Genomic DNA, 14,181 nt, shown 5'->3' on the forward strand with positions numbered 1-14,181 from the left:
TTCATTGAAATGATTTATTCCCTATGAGCACAAGTAATCTCACTTCCCTGATGAGTGACATGGTGGTTTTTGTCAAAGTGGTGGAGACAGGCAGTTTTTCCGAAGCCTCTCGCCAGCTTGGCTATACCCCGTCGGCGGTCAGCCGTTCCATTGCGCGTTTGGAGAAAGGCCTGGGAACGCGCGTTCTGCAGCGCACGACACGCAAATTGCGCTTAAGTGATAGTGGGCAGGCAATTTATGAGCATGCGCGTGACATGCTGTCTTGCGCCCAGGCCGCGATGGAAATTTCGGGACAGTTCCAGACCGAGCCAGAGGGGCAGATTCGCTTGAGTGTTCCCAAAGCAGTGGGGCATTTTCTGATCCATCCTCATATGCCGGACTTCTTGGCGGCGCATCCCAAGGTGAATGTCCTGATGAATCTGGATGATCGCTACGCCGATCTGATCGACGATCAACTGGATCTGGCGATACGAATCACCGATCAGCCGCCACCGGGTTTGATGGGCCGTCATCTGACCGATATTCGACATGGCTTGTATGCCAGCCCCGCTTATCTGGCCGAGCACAGCCTGCCCGTGCATCCACAGCAATTGCGCGAACATAGCTGCATTTATCTGGGCGAGGCGCCCAGCGATTCACGCTGGCGCTTCAATAAAGGAGGGCGGGTGCTGAATGTGTCGGTTAGTGGGCGTTACGCGGCTAATCATACGGGTGTGCGTCTGGATGCGGTCGAGCGTGGCTTGGGGATAGGCAGTTTGCCCTGTTTTGTGGCCAGGGAGCCCGAGCAGGAAGGGCGCATTGTGCGTGTGCTGGACGATTGGGAGTTCCGCACTCAATATTGTGGTGCCTTGTGGGCTTTGTATCCGCCCACCCGCCATCTGCCTCCCAAACTGCGTTTGTTTGTGGAGTTTCTGGCGGGGCGCTTGGGAGGCAGCAGGACGAATGTACTTAGGGTGCCGGTTTAACGCGAGTCGTCTGAGTGGATGTGCAAGGCTTCCAGAAAGCGCGACACCATATTGTAGGTAGCAATGGTAGCGGTCAGCTCGACAGTCAGGCGCTCATCGAAATATTGACGTACATCCTGAAAAACGGCGGGTTCCACTTGCACCTTCAAGGTCATGGCATCGGTGTAGGCCAGTACCGCACACTGGATGGGCGTGAACGCATCCGAATCCTGCCAGTCGGGCAGGGCATCGAGTTGAGCCTGGCTCAGGCCTTCAGCCAGAGCGATAGGGGCATGTTGATCGGCCTCGTAAGGGGCACGATTCAACAAGGCTACACGCATGATGACCAGCTCGCGTAGATCACCCGGCAGGCTGCTGTTGTGACGTATGCCCGTCAGGTGATTCAGCCAGCCTTTTGCAATGGGCGGGCTGTGCAGCAGCATCTGGTACAGGTGCAAGACACTGCCACGCTCTGCAATGATTTGTTCTACCAATGGGGCGGCTTCGGGGGCGTTCAGGTCAGCATAAGGTAGGCGGGCCATGGTTCTCCTTTATGTATGGCGGTGCTTCTTGCGGCTGGTTTGCCGCAGGACGATCAGCAGGGTATTCCTGAGGAGGACAGCCCATGCTGGCTGTCCGCTCATTGCTCGGCAAGATGGGATTTAACGGGGCAGGATGTGCTCTATGGTGTGCGTCAAACGTTTCACGATTTCCTGAATGTCGGACTCGGTACAGATAAAGGGCGGCGCCAGCAAAATATGATCGCCATGCACCCCATCTATCGTGCCACCCATAGGATAGAGCATCAGACCTTGGGAAAATGCATGTTGTTTGATCTTGGCGTGGGTTTTCAGACTTGGGTCCAGGGCTTGCTTGCTGGTCTTGTCTTGTACCAGCTCGACGCCAACAAACAGTCCTCGACCGCGTATATCGCCTACATTGGGGTGGCTGTCCAATGCCTGATGCAGTTCCTGGCGTAATTGTTCGCCACGCTGGCGGACGTTTTCCAGCAACTGGTCCTGCTCAATGGCTTGCTGCACGGCAAGCGCACCGGCGCAGGCCGTGGCGTGGCCCATATAGGTGTGGCCGTGCTGGAAAAAGCCCGAGCCATTCAGGATGGCTTGATAAATCCGGTCACTGGCCAGCATGGCCCCAATCGGCTGATAGCCCGCACCCAGACCCTTGGCAATAGCCATGATGTCCGGCACCACGCCGTCCTCTTCGCAGGCAAACAGATAGCCGGTGCGCCCCATGCCGGACATGACTTCGTCCAGAATCAGGAGCACACCATGCTTGTCGCAGACCTGGCGGATTTTCTTCCAGTAGTCGCCTACCGGGGCTAAGGCACCGGCGGTGGCTCCCACCACAGTCTCGCCGACAAAGGCAGCAACATGTTGGGGGCCCAGGTTTTGAATCGTGTCATCCAGCTCCTGAGCCAGACGGTCCGCGTATTGCTCGGCGCTTTCATCGCTGCGCTGATCGCGGTAGGGATAGCAAGGGGAAACGTGCTGGGCTGGCGCCAGCAGCGGTAAAAAGGGTTTGCGGCGCCATTCATTGCCACCAATGGCCAAGGCACCCAGCGTATTGCCGTGATAGCTCTGACGGCGGGCGATGAAGATATGGCGCTCAGGCTGGCCAATTTCTACAAAGTATTGTCGAGCCAGTTTCAGGCTGGCCTCTACTGCTTCAGAGCCGCCGGATAGAAAGTAAGCGTGATTCAGATCTCCAGGGGATCGGCTGGTCAGAAAATCCGCCAGATCTTCGGCAGCCTGGCTGCTGAAAAAAGAGGTATGGGCGTAGGCAATCTGGTCCAGTTGCTGCTTGATGGCGGCAATGATGGCAGGGTGGCTATGGCCCAGGCAGGACACGGCCGCCCCGCCACTGGCGTCTATATACGATTTGCCTTCCTTGTCCACAATGCGGATGCCATCCCCTTTAACGGCATAGGGCAGCATGTGCTTGGGGTTGCGATGAAAAACATGTGTCATGGCGCAGATCCAGAAAGTAGTCCCAAAATATTTTCAACGTATGTTGAATATATAATAATACTTTCAACAAATAAATCATCATTGGGTGGTCGGTACAGATGGATAAAGATCGCACTGTTGCGTCTTGGCAGCATTTGCGGCCGATATATACTTGGTGTCCCCTTTAAAAGCGCGTTGGCCCATGAACTCCTTGAGTAACCTGACGGAGCGTATTCAAGCGGCGTTTGCCGCCATGTCGCCCCAGTTCCAGCAAAGCGCACGTTATGTGCTTGATCACGCTGATCAGGTGCCCTTGCTGTCCATGCGTCAGTTGGCCGCCCAGGCACAGGTACAGCCTGCCACTTTGCTGCGTTTTGCACAGTCTTTGGGCTTTGGCGGTTGGGCAGAATTCAAGGCCGTCTTCACCCAGGCCCTGCATGGCCAGGGTGCCCGCCGCTATGCCGATCAGGCTCGGGCGGTGGTTCGTAACCGAAACAAAGAAGATCGCCAGGCACAGGTTCTGGCAGCGCAAATGGATAATCTGGCACTGTTGCGCGAGGTGAACGAAGCCCGTCTTCCGCAGGCTGTCAGCCTGCTTGCCAAGGCAAAGCGGGTTTTTGTGGCCGGGTTTCGAGCCTCTTTTGCGCCTGCCTTTTCTTTTCATTATCAGTACCGTTTGTTTCGACCCTCCATTGTCTTGCTGCGTGGTGAGTCAGGGACCCTGGATATGGATGTGCGGGCGTTGCAAAAGGGCGATGTATTGGTTTTGTTCGGTTTTGCGCCGTATTCGCAAGAAGCCGTACTGGTGCATCAGGCTGCTCGGCGGGCAGATGCACACATTCTGGCGATTTGCGACAGCTTGCTTGCCCCTATTGCGCAGCAGGCAGATGCCACATTATTGTTTGGAACCGACAGTCCGTCTTTTTTCCCTTCGTTAGTTGCTGCACAGGCGCTGGTGGAGGTGTTGCTGGAGCAGGTTCTGGCCAAGGCAGGCAGTCGTGCGGTAAGCGGTATCGAGTTGCTTGAAAATCAATTGCACCAGTCCGGTGCCTACTGGAAATAGACGCAATGGCTAAGTTGTCCTATCTGGAGTTAAGTGGTGGTCCCAAAGAAATTGGCCATTCTTTGGGACGTTTCGGAGCCTCTGCAGTGCATGCCTATTTGCTGAACTCAACAGCATGGCAGGGCATCATGCAATCAAAAGGAACGGCTGTAGCCAGTCAGCTGGCCCAGTACACCGAGCGTTATTTTCCCCGAATATGGACCGAGCTCCAGGGCCTGGCATTAGGCCTGGAGCTCCCATTTGAGGATGTGTTCTTGTGGAATTGCCGTGGCGACTTATGGGCCATGGCGCCTGATGGTTGCACAACCGTGCAAATGCCTGATCAAGGGGAACCCCGCCTGGTGCATAACGAGGACGGCGATCCAGGCTTGGCCGGGTACTGCGGGGTGGCTAAATTCATCCCCGATAGTGGCATGTCCTTTGTCTCCTTTCTGTATCCCGCCTCTTTACCGGGCCACAGCTTTGCGGTGACACAGGCAGGCCTGGCCATGACGGTCAATAACGTGCGAGCGCGCCACGTGGCCCCAGGCGTGCCGCGCATGGTTCTGACCCGTGCCATGCTCGATCAGCCCGATCTGGATCAGGCGGTGAGCATTTTGCAGGATCACCCCCGTTCTGGTGCATTTCATCTGAGTTTGGCCCAGCGAGGTGATCCGCGTTTGCTGAGCGTGGAGTTCAGTGCCCAGGCCGTGTCCGTGCAAACGATTGAGCAAAACCGTTTGCATGCCAACCATGCTGTGCATGAGGCCATGCAAGGCTTTGAACAGCGTCTGACTCGTTCGTCCGAGCTGCGGCAGGAGCGGGGCGATGAGTTGTTGGCGCAAGCCGGTGCCAAGCTTGATCCTTTAAAAGTCCTGGCGGATCAGCACCATGCAAGGTTCCCGATCTGGCGTTGTGACCCGGACGACAGTGACAGGGAAAACACCTTGGCGACCGTGGATATCCAGGTAGGCAGCTTGTCCTTGAAATGGCAGGTGTACGAAGATCCTACGGATCAGCCTGTGTTCAGGTTTGCGGACACAACCCGCATTGACCTTGTTTGAAAAAATAGGGCCCTGCCAAGCAGGGCCTTGTTCTTGTCGCGGTCATGGCAGGCGTGATGTGGGTAATCAGCCTTTGTGCTGGGCGTTGCGCTTGGGCTCCCAAAGCACATCAGAGCGGTCTGCGTAACGGTTCAAGGTACGCGCCAATACAAACAACAAATCCGACAGGCGATTCAGGTACAAGCGCGGACCGTCCTGCGGCAGTGTCTCTGCGGGCACCGCAACAACACTGCGCTCTGCTCGACGCGCGACACAACGCAGCACATGCGCTTGCGCCGCTGCCGGGCTGCCGCCAGGCAAAATAAACTCTTGGAGTATGCCCAAAGGTTCGTTGTAATGACTAATCGCCTGGTCCAGACGTTCCACATGCGTGCTGTCTATGACCTGATGACCAGGAATGCACAATTCGGCCCCCATATCGAACAAGTCGTGCTGGATGTCGGACAGCAAGGTATCGACATCCTCTGGTAGCGTCATGCTGCGCAAGACACCGATATGGCTGTTCAGTTCATCCACATCTCCCAGAGCGTGGATCAGGGGAGCGGTTTTGGGCAGGCGGCTGCCATCACCCAGACCCGTGGTGCCGTCGTCGCCGGTGCGGGTGCTGATAATGGAAAGTCGTGTGGACATGATGGGTTTTATATCTCAGCAGGAACAGGAGTGCCTTGGGCCATGTTGAGCAAGGCCTCGCCCGTGACGCGCACCACGCGCCAGTCATCCAGTACCTGCGCGCCTTGATGTTTGTAGAAGTCGATGGCGTTCTGGTTCCAGTCCAGCACCACCCACTCCAGGCGGCCACAGCCCTGGGCGACAGCCAACTGAGCCAGATGACGCAGGGCAGCAGCGCCCAGACCGTGTTTGCGGTGGGCGGGGTCGATATACAAATCCTCCAGATAGATGCCACGGCGATCTAGAAAGCTGGAGTAGTTGTAAAACCACATAATGTAAGAGATTGCTGTGTTGGGCTGGTCTTGTGGCGTGATCACCAGGCAGTAGGCGCTGGGGGTGTCGGAGAAAAAACTGTTGCGCAGCGACTCGGCGCTGGCCTTGAAAATATGCTCCAGTTTCTCAAAGGCGGCCATGTCGCGCATCAGACCCAAAATGGTCGGAATATCGGCGGGGGTGGCTGGACGCAGCACATACCCTTTAATAAATTCACTCATGCTTTTGCAAAGGTTTAGCGTTATGCTTGATCGGAAACAGACGCATCAGGCGTCCGAAAGTAGGCATTATGAGCTAATTGTCTGGCTCTGCACAATTTGCAGGAGTGAAAAATGACGTGGACGAAACGAGGCACGGCCTTGGCGTTGGGGACCTTGGGTATGGTGGCTGGCTCGGCATATGTCGTGGTTGCCCAGGCTCAGGAAGCCAGTGCGTCCGGTGAAGTGCGTCGACTGGACGCCGAGGCCGGCAAAATTACCATCAAGCATGGTGAGATCAGCGACCTAGAGCTACCCGCCATGACATTGGTGTACAAAATTGATCCTGCCTTGCTGGCCGATATCAAACCGGGTGACAAGGTGAAATTTACTGCCAAGCGCGATGGGGGTGATTACGTGGTCACCAAGATCAGCAAATAAGTGCAGCGTAAAGCCATGAGAGAAGCCGGGTTCGCCCGGTTTTTTTCTGCCTCTTGCATACATGCCATCGATCAGCGCGTGAGGGTGCCATTGACAGGTATAGAGGCGGTTGACACAGAAAGCCGACGACTGGGACGAGCAGTGCCACTTGGTGCTCTGGGCGTTCAGGGCAGTGGGTCGGGATCAAAAAAGGGGCAGATTTTTCTGCCCCTTTTTTATCATTGTGACAAGCCGGTGTCTTACAGTACGTAGCGTGCCAGATCCTGGCTGGCCGCTGTTTCCTGCAACTGTTTGTTCACGTAGTCTGCATCAATGACCACGCTTTGTTCACCGTGGCTGCCAGCACTGTAGGAAAGTTCTTCCAGCAGTTTTTCCATGACCGTGTACAAGCGGCGAGCACCAATGTTTTCGGTGCGCTCGTTGACATCGAAAGCCAGTTCGGCCAGACGCTGAATGCCGTCGGGACGGAAATCCAGTTTGACGTCTTCGGTGCCCAGCAAAGCCGCGTATTGCTTGGTCAGGGAGGCATCGGTGGTCGACAGAATCTGTACGAAATCCTGGGCGCTCAACGATTCCAGTTCCACGCGGATAGGGAAACGACCTTGCAGTTCAGGGATCAGATCGGATGGGCGCGACAAGTGAAAGGCACCCGACGCAATAAACAGGATGTGGTCAGTACGCACCACACCGTATTTGGTGGTGACGCTGGTGCCTTCCACCAAAGGCAGAAGATCGCGTTGCACACCTTGGCGGGACACGTCGCCACCGCTGCCTTGGCTCTCGCCACGGGCAGTGATTTTATCGATTTCGTCCAGGAACACAATGCCGTTCTGTTCGGCGTTGGCCACTGCAGCGGTGCGCAAATCGTCTTCATTGACGCGACGGGCCGCTTCTTCTTCGGTCAGTTGCTTGAAGGCTTCTTTGACGGTCAGCTTGCGAGCCTTGGTTTTTTCCTGTCCCAGACCAGAGAACATGCCACGCAGTTGCTCGGTCATCTCTTCCATGCCGGGAGGGGCCATGATTTCCATGCGAGGCATGGCCTGGGCCATTTCGATTTCAATCTCGGTATCGTCCAGCTTGCCTTCACGCAGGCGCTTGCGAAATACCTGGCGTGCGGAGTTATCCTCACGTTGGGGCTGGCCGTGGGCATCGCGCGAAGGGGGCACCAGCACGTCCAGAATGCGGTCTTCAGCGGCTTCCTCGGCCTGGGTGCGTACACGGCGCATTTCGATCTCGCGGGTCTGCTTGACCGAAATATCCACCAGATCGCGGATGATGGTTTCAACGTCGCGGCCTACATAGCCCACTTCTGTGAACTTGGTGGCTTCGACCTTGATGAAAGGCGCATTGGCCAGTTTGGCCAGACGGCGGGCGATTTCGGTTTTACCCACGCCGGTGGGGCCGATCATCAAAATGTTCTTGGGTACGATTTCGCTGCGCAAAGGCTCGGTAACCTGCTGGCGGCGCCAGCGATTGCGCAGGGCCACGGCGACAGAACGCTTGGCCTTGCCCTGGCCAACGATATGCTTGTCCAGTTCGGAGACGATTTCTCCGGGAGTCATATTAGGTGTAGACATGGTGGGGTATCCGGCTGTCAGAGTGTTTCGACGATATGGTTCTGGTTGGTGTAGATACACAGGTCGCCTGCGATCTCCAGGGACTTTTTAACGATCTCGGCAGGAGCCATATCGGTGTTTTGCAGCAACGCTAGCGCTGCAGATTGTGCGTAGGAGCCGCCCGAGCCAATGGCAGCCAAGCCATGCTCGGGTTCGAGCACATCGCCATTGCCGGTCAGCACCAGCGTGTGTTCCTTGTCCGCCACCAGCAGCATGGCTTCCAGACGGCGCAGAACGCGGTCGGTGCGCCAATCGCGCGTCAGTTCGACGGCAGCGCGCAGCAAGTTGCCCTGGTACTTCTCCAGCTTCGCTTCAAAGCGCTCTTGCAAAGTGAATGCGTCGGCCGTCGCACCGGCAAAGCCGGCCAGGATGCTGTCGTTGTACAAACGGCGAATCTTGCGGGCTGTGCCCTTGATGACAACATTGCCCAGGGTGACCTGACCATCGCCGCCAATGGCGACCTGATCTCCGCGGCGTACACAGACAATAGTAGTGGCGTGAAATTGTTCCATGATTTCCTTCCTTTAAGGTTCCCATTTGGGGGCCCGGCAGGAAATTTCAAGGATCAATATGCAAGCCTGTAAATTTGTTGATGCAGCTGGTGTAGCCGAACAGTTTTTTGTTCAGTTCTGGCGCTTGGGTTCTCTTTCTTCCATCGAGATGACTGGCGACGCAGGCCAGGCGATAACGTGCATTGTTATGAAGCGACTCGTGGTCCAGGAAGTAAAAAACCCTCCCATTGCCTATTTGCTTACGGGAGGGTTTTACGTACTTCAAACGCGGGTGTCAGAGGGTTTAATCCCCAAACATTTTTTGGCGCTTCTCGCGACGCTCCTGGGCTTCCAGAGACAGGTTGGCCGTGGGACGTGCCAGTAAACGGGGCAGGCCGATGGGCTCGCCGGTTTCCTCACACCAGCCGTATTCGCCCGAATCGATCAGGGCGATGGACTGTTGCACTTTCTTGAGCAGCTTGCGCTCACGATCGCGGGTGCGCAGCTCCAGAGCGTGTTCTTCTTCGATCGTGGCACGGTCAGCCGGGTCAGGAACGAACTGGGTTTCACGCAGGTTTTCCGTTGTGGCGCCCGCATTGGCCAGAATGTCTTGCTCTAGCTGGCGCAAGCGATGCTTGAAAAACTCCAGCTGGGCGGCGTTCATGTAGTCTGACTCAGGCATCGCCAAAAGCTCCTGCTCGGTCAGCAGGGTTGTAGTACTGTCATGTGACTTAGTTGCCATGATGCTTACCTCTTGTTGACGTCTGGGAGCCTGTAACTGTCGTCACGCGCAATCGCTCCGCATTTACTGAATAATTATTAATTCAAACCAGGCAATTCTCCAGGCCCTGGGTGAATATGTCTTGTGGCAATTTGCGGCCAATAAAGACCAGCTTGGTGCCTTTTTTATCTTTGGCCAGCCAGGCATTGCCAGGCTCGGCGCTCATCATCATGTGTACGCCTTGAAAGAGCATACGGCGATTGATGCCCTTCAGATACAAAATGCCCTTATAGCGCATCAGATCTGGTCCAAATACCTGGACAATTCCCGATAGGAAGTCTTCGAGCCGCTCGGGGTCGAAAGGACGGTCCGAGCGGAACACGAAAGCCCCGATTTCGTCATTGTGAGCGGCGTGCTCGTGGTGATGATGGTGGTGATCGTGTCCGCAGCTCGGACCACACTCGCCGTCATCGCCATGGTCGTGGTGGTGATCATGGCCGTCCGCCGCATCGGGGTGTTGCTCTGCCAGAAATTGCGGATCAATGTCCAGAATAGAGTTCAGGTTGAAACCGCTGACTTCCAGCAAATCCTTGATGTCCGTTTCACCAAAGTGAACCGGTGTAATGGTGGCTCGCGGGTTGATGCGGATCAGGCGGGCACGCAGGGCCTCGTAATCTACATCGTTGACCAGATCTTTTTTGGAGATCAGCAAGCGGTCAGCAAAGCCAACCTGTTTTTGGGCTTCTTCTTGTTGGTCCAGCGTGGCCATGCCGTGTTTGGCATCCACGACGGTAATGACCGCGTCCAGCCGATAGTAGTCGGCAATATCATCGTCCATGAAAAAGGTCTGGCAGACCGGGCCGGGGTTAGCCATGCCGGTGGTCTCGATGATGACACGCTCAAACTTCAGCTCGCCCGCTTGGCGGCGAACGCGCAAATCGTTCAGGGTGCGCATCAGGTCGCCGCGCACGGTGCAGCACACACAACCGTTGCTCAGCTCGACGATTTCTTCCTGGGAGTCTTGCACCAACAATTCGTTGTCGATGCCTTCAGGCCCGAACTCGTTTTCGATGACGGCAATGCGTCGACCGTGATATTCGCTCAGGATGCGCTTGAGCAGCGTGGTTTTACCAGCGCCCAGAAAACCAGTCAGCACAGTGACTGGAACCATGTTGTTCAGATCTGATGCCGCGTTCATAAACATGCCTCGCAGTGGCGGGCGAAAGGTACAAGGCACGGCACCAACCGCGGCTTCCTGCACCCATCTGCTCCGCACGAAAACAACGTGCGATTACATCACAGCCTTGCCTGTTGGGCAAACGGTGATCTGTAAAAATTCACAGAGGTTTGCCAATAGATCGGGGAATATATACCGATTGGCGGCAAAATACCACGTTTTAGGGGGCAGATAAGGGTTTTCGCTCGTTTTTAGCGGCAACGCAACGTTGGCACAGGCCGCGCAACTCGGTCTCGTGGCCGGACAGGGCAAAGCCGGCTCCGCGCACACAGTCAGCCAGCCTTTGGCTCAAGTCCGGAGCGCACAGTTCCACCACGGTGCCGCATTGAGTGCAGACAATCAGCAAGTCGTGGGGGTGGCCCCCGGCATCGACACAGGCGGTCCAGGCATTGACGGCATCCAGGCGGTGGATCAGCCCTTCTTCAGTCAGAAAGTCCAGGGCGCGGTAAACGGTAGGGGGTTTGGCGCCGGGTTGAAATTCGCGAACCAGATCCAGCAGTTCGTAGGCGCGCAAGCTGCGCTGAGCCTGAATCAGGATTTCCAGTACCTGACGGCGAATGGAGGTCAGCCGTTTACCGCGTTCCAGACAAAGCTGTTCAGCGATAGCGAGCTGATCTTCAATAGCGTTGGGCGTAAGAATATGTACAGGCATGGCGCTTGATAGGCTGTTTGTTATGTTATAACATATTTGGAAAAAATTAAATTCCCAATCTAGCCGCATTATCCCTGTTTCATGTCCTGTTCTCAATTTTCCTCGACTTCCCGTAGTCCGGTGCCGCGCCGTTCGCTTTTGCTGGCCTCGGCCGGGCAGCGCGTACTGGGCGCCTTGTGCGTGGCAGCAGCCCTGTGGTTGCTAACTGCCTGGGCATTGGGCGCGTGGTAAGGGTATGACCTCCACTCAAACCTTGATCGAGCTGGATCATGTGGCGCTGGGCTGGAAAGACAAAATCGCCCTGCGTGATATCAGCGGCTGTTTTACCCGAGGCTCCTTGACCGCCATTGTCGGGCCTAACGGAGCCGGTAAATCCACCTTGCTCAAAGGGCTGACCGGACAGATCAATCCCCTGAAAGGGCGCATTGCTGTCGATAGTGGCTTTCTGGATCAGTTGGCCTTGTTGCCGCAAATGGGCGATCTGGATAAAAGCTTTCCGGTGACGGTGCATGATCTGGTGGCCATGGGGGCCTGGAAGCGCGTGGGCGCCTGGGGCGGCTTTCCCAAAGCAGAGCATGAACGCCTTGGCCATGCGCTGGAGCAGGTGGGGCTGGCTGATTTTGCGCGTCGCTCCATTGGTACCTTGTCGGGTGGGCAATTACAGCGCGCCTTGTTTGCTCGCATGATCATGCAGGATGCCCAAATCCTCTTGCTGGACGAGCCTTTTGCTGCGGTGGACCGCGCAACCTCGGATGAGTTGATGAACCTGATTCTGGACTGGCACAAGCAGGGCCGTACCGTGATGGCCGTGCTGCATGATCTGGATATGGTGCGTAGCTGTTTTCCGCAAACCGTGCTGCTTGCCGGACAAGTAGTGGGTTGGGGGCAAACCGAAGCAGTGCTGACGCCGGAGAACCTGCATCTGGCTCGCCATTTGTGTGCGGGTGACTACCTATGATGGCGCTGATGGATGTGCTGTTTGGCCCCTTCATCGATTTCGGTTTCATGAAGCGCGCGCTGGCCGGGTCTTTTGCTTTGGCCGCAGCGGCAGGGCCCTTGGGTGTATTTCTGGTACTGCGCCGCATGAGCCTGATGGGTGATGCGATGGCCCATGCCATCCTGCCTGGTGTGGCAGTCGGTTTTTTGACGGCGGGCTTGTCCTTAAGTGCGATGGCCATAGGCGGCATGATTACCGGCCTGGTCGTCGCTTTGCTGGCCGGGCTGGTTGCTCGTTTGACACCACAACGCGAGGACGCCAGTTTTGCGGCCTTCTATCTGGTGTCGCTGGGACTGGGAGTGCTGCTGGTTTCGTTGCGTGGCTCCAATATGGATTTGATCCATGTGCTGTTTGGCACGGTGCTGGGGCTGGATGATGCGTCTTTGCTGCTGGTTACCGGCAGCACAACGATTACGTTGCTTATTCTGGCTCTGGTGTTCCGACCGTTGGTGTTGGAGTGCATGGACCCCATTTTTTTGCGTACCCAGGGTGGGCGCGGCTCCGTGGTTCACATGCTGTTTTTGTTCATGCTGGTCATCACGCTGGTGGCTGGCTTCCAGGTTTTGGGGACTTTGATGGTAGTGGGGATCATGATGCTGCCCGCCGCCTCGGCCCGGTTCTGGGTGTATTCCGTAGGTCGACAAATGTTGGTGGCGGCTTTGTTGGGCATGATCAGCGCCTATCTGGGGCTGCTGTTCTCGTATTACTACAACGTTCCGGCTTCGCCCGCGATTATCCTGGCGGCGGGCGCGTTTTATTTTCTTTCTATCACTTTTGGCCCCCAAGGCGGTTTGCTGCGTGCTTATTCCCAATGGCGTGCACGGCGTCGGCGCATGGCCTCTCTCTTGGAGCACGATTGATGAAAATGCGAGGCATGTATTCAGGCCGCATGGTGTTGGCCCTGGGTTTGTTGGCGGCCAGCCTGGCGGTACAGGCTGAACCCTTGCGAGTGGTCAGCAGTTTTTCGATCCTGAACGATATGGTCAAGGAGATTGGGGGCGACAAGGTCATGGCCAGCACGATTGTGCCTGCCAATGGGGATGCGCACTCGTTTGAGCCGCGTCCCAGCGATGCGAAGACCTTGGCCAAGGCGCAGTTGCTGGTGGTCAATGGCCTGGAGTTTGAATCCTGGCTGCCGCGCTTGCAGCAGGCGGCGGGCTATAAGGGCCCGCAGGTCGTGGCGACGGAAGGCATTACGCCTTTGGCGTTTGAAGGCGGGGCTGACGATCATGCTGACCACGACCACGACCACGACCACGAGCCTGCGCATGACCACGCCCAGGATCATGAACACGCGCCCGAGAAAGACCACAGCGGCCATGAGCACAGCCATCAGCATGGCAGTCAGGATCCGCATGCCTGGCAAAGTCTGGATCTGGCGCAGATCTATGTTCGCAATATCAGCAAAGGTCTTGAGCAAGCTGATCCGGCCAATGCCCAGTACTACCAGGGCCGTGCCAAGGATTATGCCCAGCGCATTCAGGAACTGGACGACTCCATTAAAACCCGCCTGCAAGCGGTGCCAGTAGACAAGCGCAAGGTCATTACCTCGCACGATGCCTTCTCCTACATGGGCAAGGCCTACAACATCCGCTTTATTCCTTTGGTGGGTGTGTCCAGTCAGGCGGAGCCTTCGGCACGCGATATTGCACAGATCATCCAGCAAGCGCGCAGCGAGCAGATTCAGGCCATTTTTGTCGAAAACACGGTCAGCGCAAAACTGGTTGAGCAAGTCGCTCGGGAAACCGGTGCGAAAGTGGGCGGCACCTTGTATTCCGACGCCTTGGGTGTGCCCGGATCCGGCGTGGATACCTATTTGGGCATGATGCGCTCGAATACCGATCAACTGATCAAGGCTTTACAGCCCTGA

General features: G+C 56.4%; 17 protein-coding genes. 8 read left to right on the forward strand and 9 right to left on the reverse strand.

Annotated elements, in window-relative coordinates; translation table 11 throughout:
- Positions 1–23 precede the first annotated feature (23 nt).
- Entirely contained in the window at positions 24–965 is a 942-nt protein-coding gene (locus tag OKX01_RS01825) for a LysR family transcriptional regulator (RefSeq protein WP_094195456.1), read from the forward strand.
- On the opposite strand, the gene OKX01_RS01830 is transcribed toward OKX01_RS01825, so the two are convergent.
- Together OKX01_RS01830 and OKX01_RS01835 are read right to left on the reverse strand one after the other, a co-directional pair.
- The gene (locus OKX01_RS01830; RefSeq protein WP_094195457.1) at positions 962–1,486 is read right to left on the reverse strand and encodes a carboxymuconolactone decarboxylase family protein; all 525 of its coding nucleotides are present in this window, start codon (positions 1,484–1,486) and stop codon (positions 962–964) included. The two genes, OKX01_RS01825 and OKX01_RS01830, sit on opposite strands and share 4 nt — an antisense overlap.
- A 120-nt stretch (positions 1,487–1,606) precedes the next feature.
- A complete protein-coding gene (locus OKX01_RS01835) occupies positions 1,607–2,932 on the reverse strand; it encodes an aspartate aminotransferase family protein (RefSeq protein WP_108728217.1) in 1,326 nt (441 codons plus the stop codon).
- 181 nt (positions 2,933–3,113) lie between these two features.
- On the opposite strand from OKX01_RS01835, the gene OKX01_RS01840 reads away from it, so the two are divergent.
- Both OKX01_RS01840 and OKX01_RS01845 read left to right on the forward strand, forming a co-directional pair.
- On the forward strand, positions 3,114–3,974 hold the full coding sequence (locus OKX01_RS01840; protein WP_094198241.1) for a MurR/RpiR family transcriptional regulator: 861 nt from the start codon (positions 3,114–3,116) through the stop codon (positions 3,972–3,974).
- 5 nt (positions 3,975–3,979) lie between these two features.
- Positions 3,980–5,017: a C45 family autoproteolytic acyltransferase/hydolase gene (locus OKX01_RS01845; RefSeq protein WP_094195459.1), complete on the forward strand. Its 1,038-nt coding sequence runs from the start codon at positions 3,980–3,982 to the stop codon at positions 5,015–5,017.
- Between the two features lie 66 nt (positions 5,018–5,083).
- On the opposite strand, the gene OKX01_RS01850 is transcribed toward OKX01_RS01845, so the two are convergent.
- Both OKX01_RS01850 and OKX01_RS01855 read right to left on the reverse strand, forming a co-directional pair.
- Complete coding sequence (locus OKX01_RS01850; RefSeq protein WP_108728216.1) at positions 5,084–5,647, reverse strand: cob(I)yrinic acid a,c-diamide adenosyltransferase; 564 nt, start codon at positions 5,645–5,647, stop codon at positions 5,084–5,086.
- A gap of 8 nt (positions 5,648–5,655) precedes the next feature.
- Positions 5,656–6,180 carry a GNAT family N-acetyltransferase gene (locus tag OKX01_RS01855; RefSeq protein ID WP_108728215.1) on the reverse strand — a complete coding sequence of 175 codons (525 nt, stop codon included), beginning with the start codon at positions 6,178–6,180 and terminating at the stop codon, positions 5,656–5,658.
- 159 nt (positions 6,181–6,339) lie between these two features.
- On the opposite strand from OKX01_RS01855, the gene OKX01_RS01860 reads away from it, so the two are divergent.
- Positions 6,340–6,597, forward strand: coding sequence for a copper-binding protein (locus OKX01_RS01860; protein WP_234354420.1), 258 nt, complete (start codon positions 6,340–6,342; stop codon positions 6,595–6,597).
- Between the two features lie 239 nt (positions 6,598–6,836).
- On the opposite strand, the gene hslU is transcribed toward OKX01_RS01860, so the two are convergent.
- The 5 genes from hslU to OKX01_RS01885 form a co-directional block, all read right to left on the reverse strand.
- Positions 6,837–8,174 carry an ATP-dependent protease ATPase subunit HslU gene (gene hslU, locus OKX01_RS01865; RefSeq protein ID WP_094195463.1) on the reverse strand — a complete coding sequence of 446 codons (1,338 nt, stop codon included), beginning with the start codon at positions 8,172–8,174 and terminating at the stop codon, positions 6,837–6,839.
- 17 nt (positions 8,175–8,191) lie between these two features.
- Positions 8,192–8,725 carry an ATP-dependent protease subunit HslV gene (gene hslV, locus OKX01_RS01870; protein ID WP_094195464.1) on the reverse strand — a complete coding sequence of 178 codons (534 nt, stop codon included), beginning with the start codon at positions 8,723–8,725 and terminating at the stop codon, positions 8,192–8,194.
- Between the two features lie 283 nt (positions 8,726–9,008).
- Positions 9,009–9,446 (reverse strand): RNA polymerase-binding protein DksA, encoded by a 438-nt coding sequence (dksA, locus tag OKX01_RS01875; RefSeq protein WP_026484112.1) that lies wholly within the window; start codon positions 9,444–9,446, stop codon positions 9,009–9,011.
- Between the two features lie 82 nt (positions 9,447–9,528).
- Complete coding sequence (locus tag OKX01_RS01880) at positions 9,529–10,623, reverse strand: CobW family GTP-binding protein (protein ID WP_094198242.1); 1,095 nt, start codon at positions 10,621–10,623, stop codon at positions 9,529–9,531.
- A gap of 199 nt (positions 10,624–10,822) precedes the next feature.
- The gene (locus OKX01_RS01885; RefSeq protein WP_094195466.1) at positions 10,823–11,314 is read right to left on the reverse strand and encodes a Fur family transcriptional regulator; all 492 of its coding nucleotides are present in this window, start codon (positions 11,312–11,314) and stop codon (positions 10,823–10,825) included.
- Between the two features lie 81 nt (positions 11,315–11,395).
- Between OKX01_RS01885 and OKX01_RS01890 the strand changes: the two genes are divergently transcribed.
- Genes OKX01_RS01890 through OKX01_RS01905 form a run of 4 tightly spaced genes read left to right on the forward strand, consistent with a single transcriptional unit; the run spans position 11,396 to position 14,181 of the window.
- Positions 11,396–11,545: a hypothetical protein gene (locus OKX01_RS01890; protein WP_162988085.1), complete on the forward strand. Its 150-nt coding sequence runs from the start codon at positions 11,396–11,398 to the stop codon at positions 11,543–11,545.
- Between the two features lie 4 nt (positions 11,546–11,549).
- Positions 11,550–12,272, forward strand: coding sequence for a metal ABC transporter ATP-binding protein (locus tag OKX01_RS01895; RefSeq protein ID WP_094195467.1), 723 nt, complete (start codon positions 11,550–11,552; stop codon positions 12,270–12,272).
- A complete protein-coding gene (locus tag OKX01_RS01900) occupies positions 12,272–13,171 on the forward strand; it encodes a metal ABC transporter permease (protein WP_094198243.1) in 900 nt (299 codons plus the stop codon). Before OKX01_RS01895 ends, OKX01_RS01900 begins: the two co-directional genes overlap by 1 nt.
- A complete protein-coding gene (locus OKX01_RS01905; RefSeq protein WP_264672359.1) occupies positions 13,171–14,181 on the forward strand; it encodes a metal ABC transporter substrate-binding protein in 1,011 nt (336 codons plus the stop codon). The genes OKX01_RS01900 and OKX01_RS01905 overlap by 1 nt, the downstream gene beginning before the upstream one ends.

The organism is Alcaligenes sp. SMD-FA (genome assembly GCF_025960365.1).
Taxonomy (GTDB): Bacteria; Pseudomonadota; Gammaproteobacteria; order Burkholderiales; family Burkholderiaceae_B; genus Alcaligenes; species Alcaligenes aquatilis.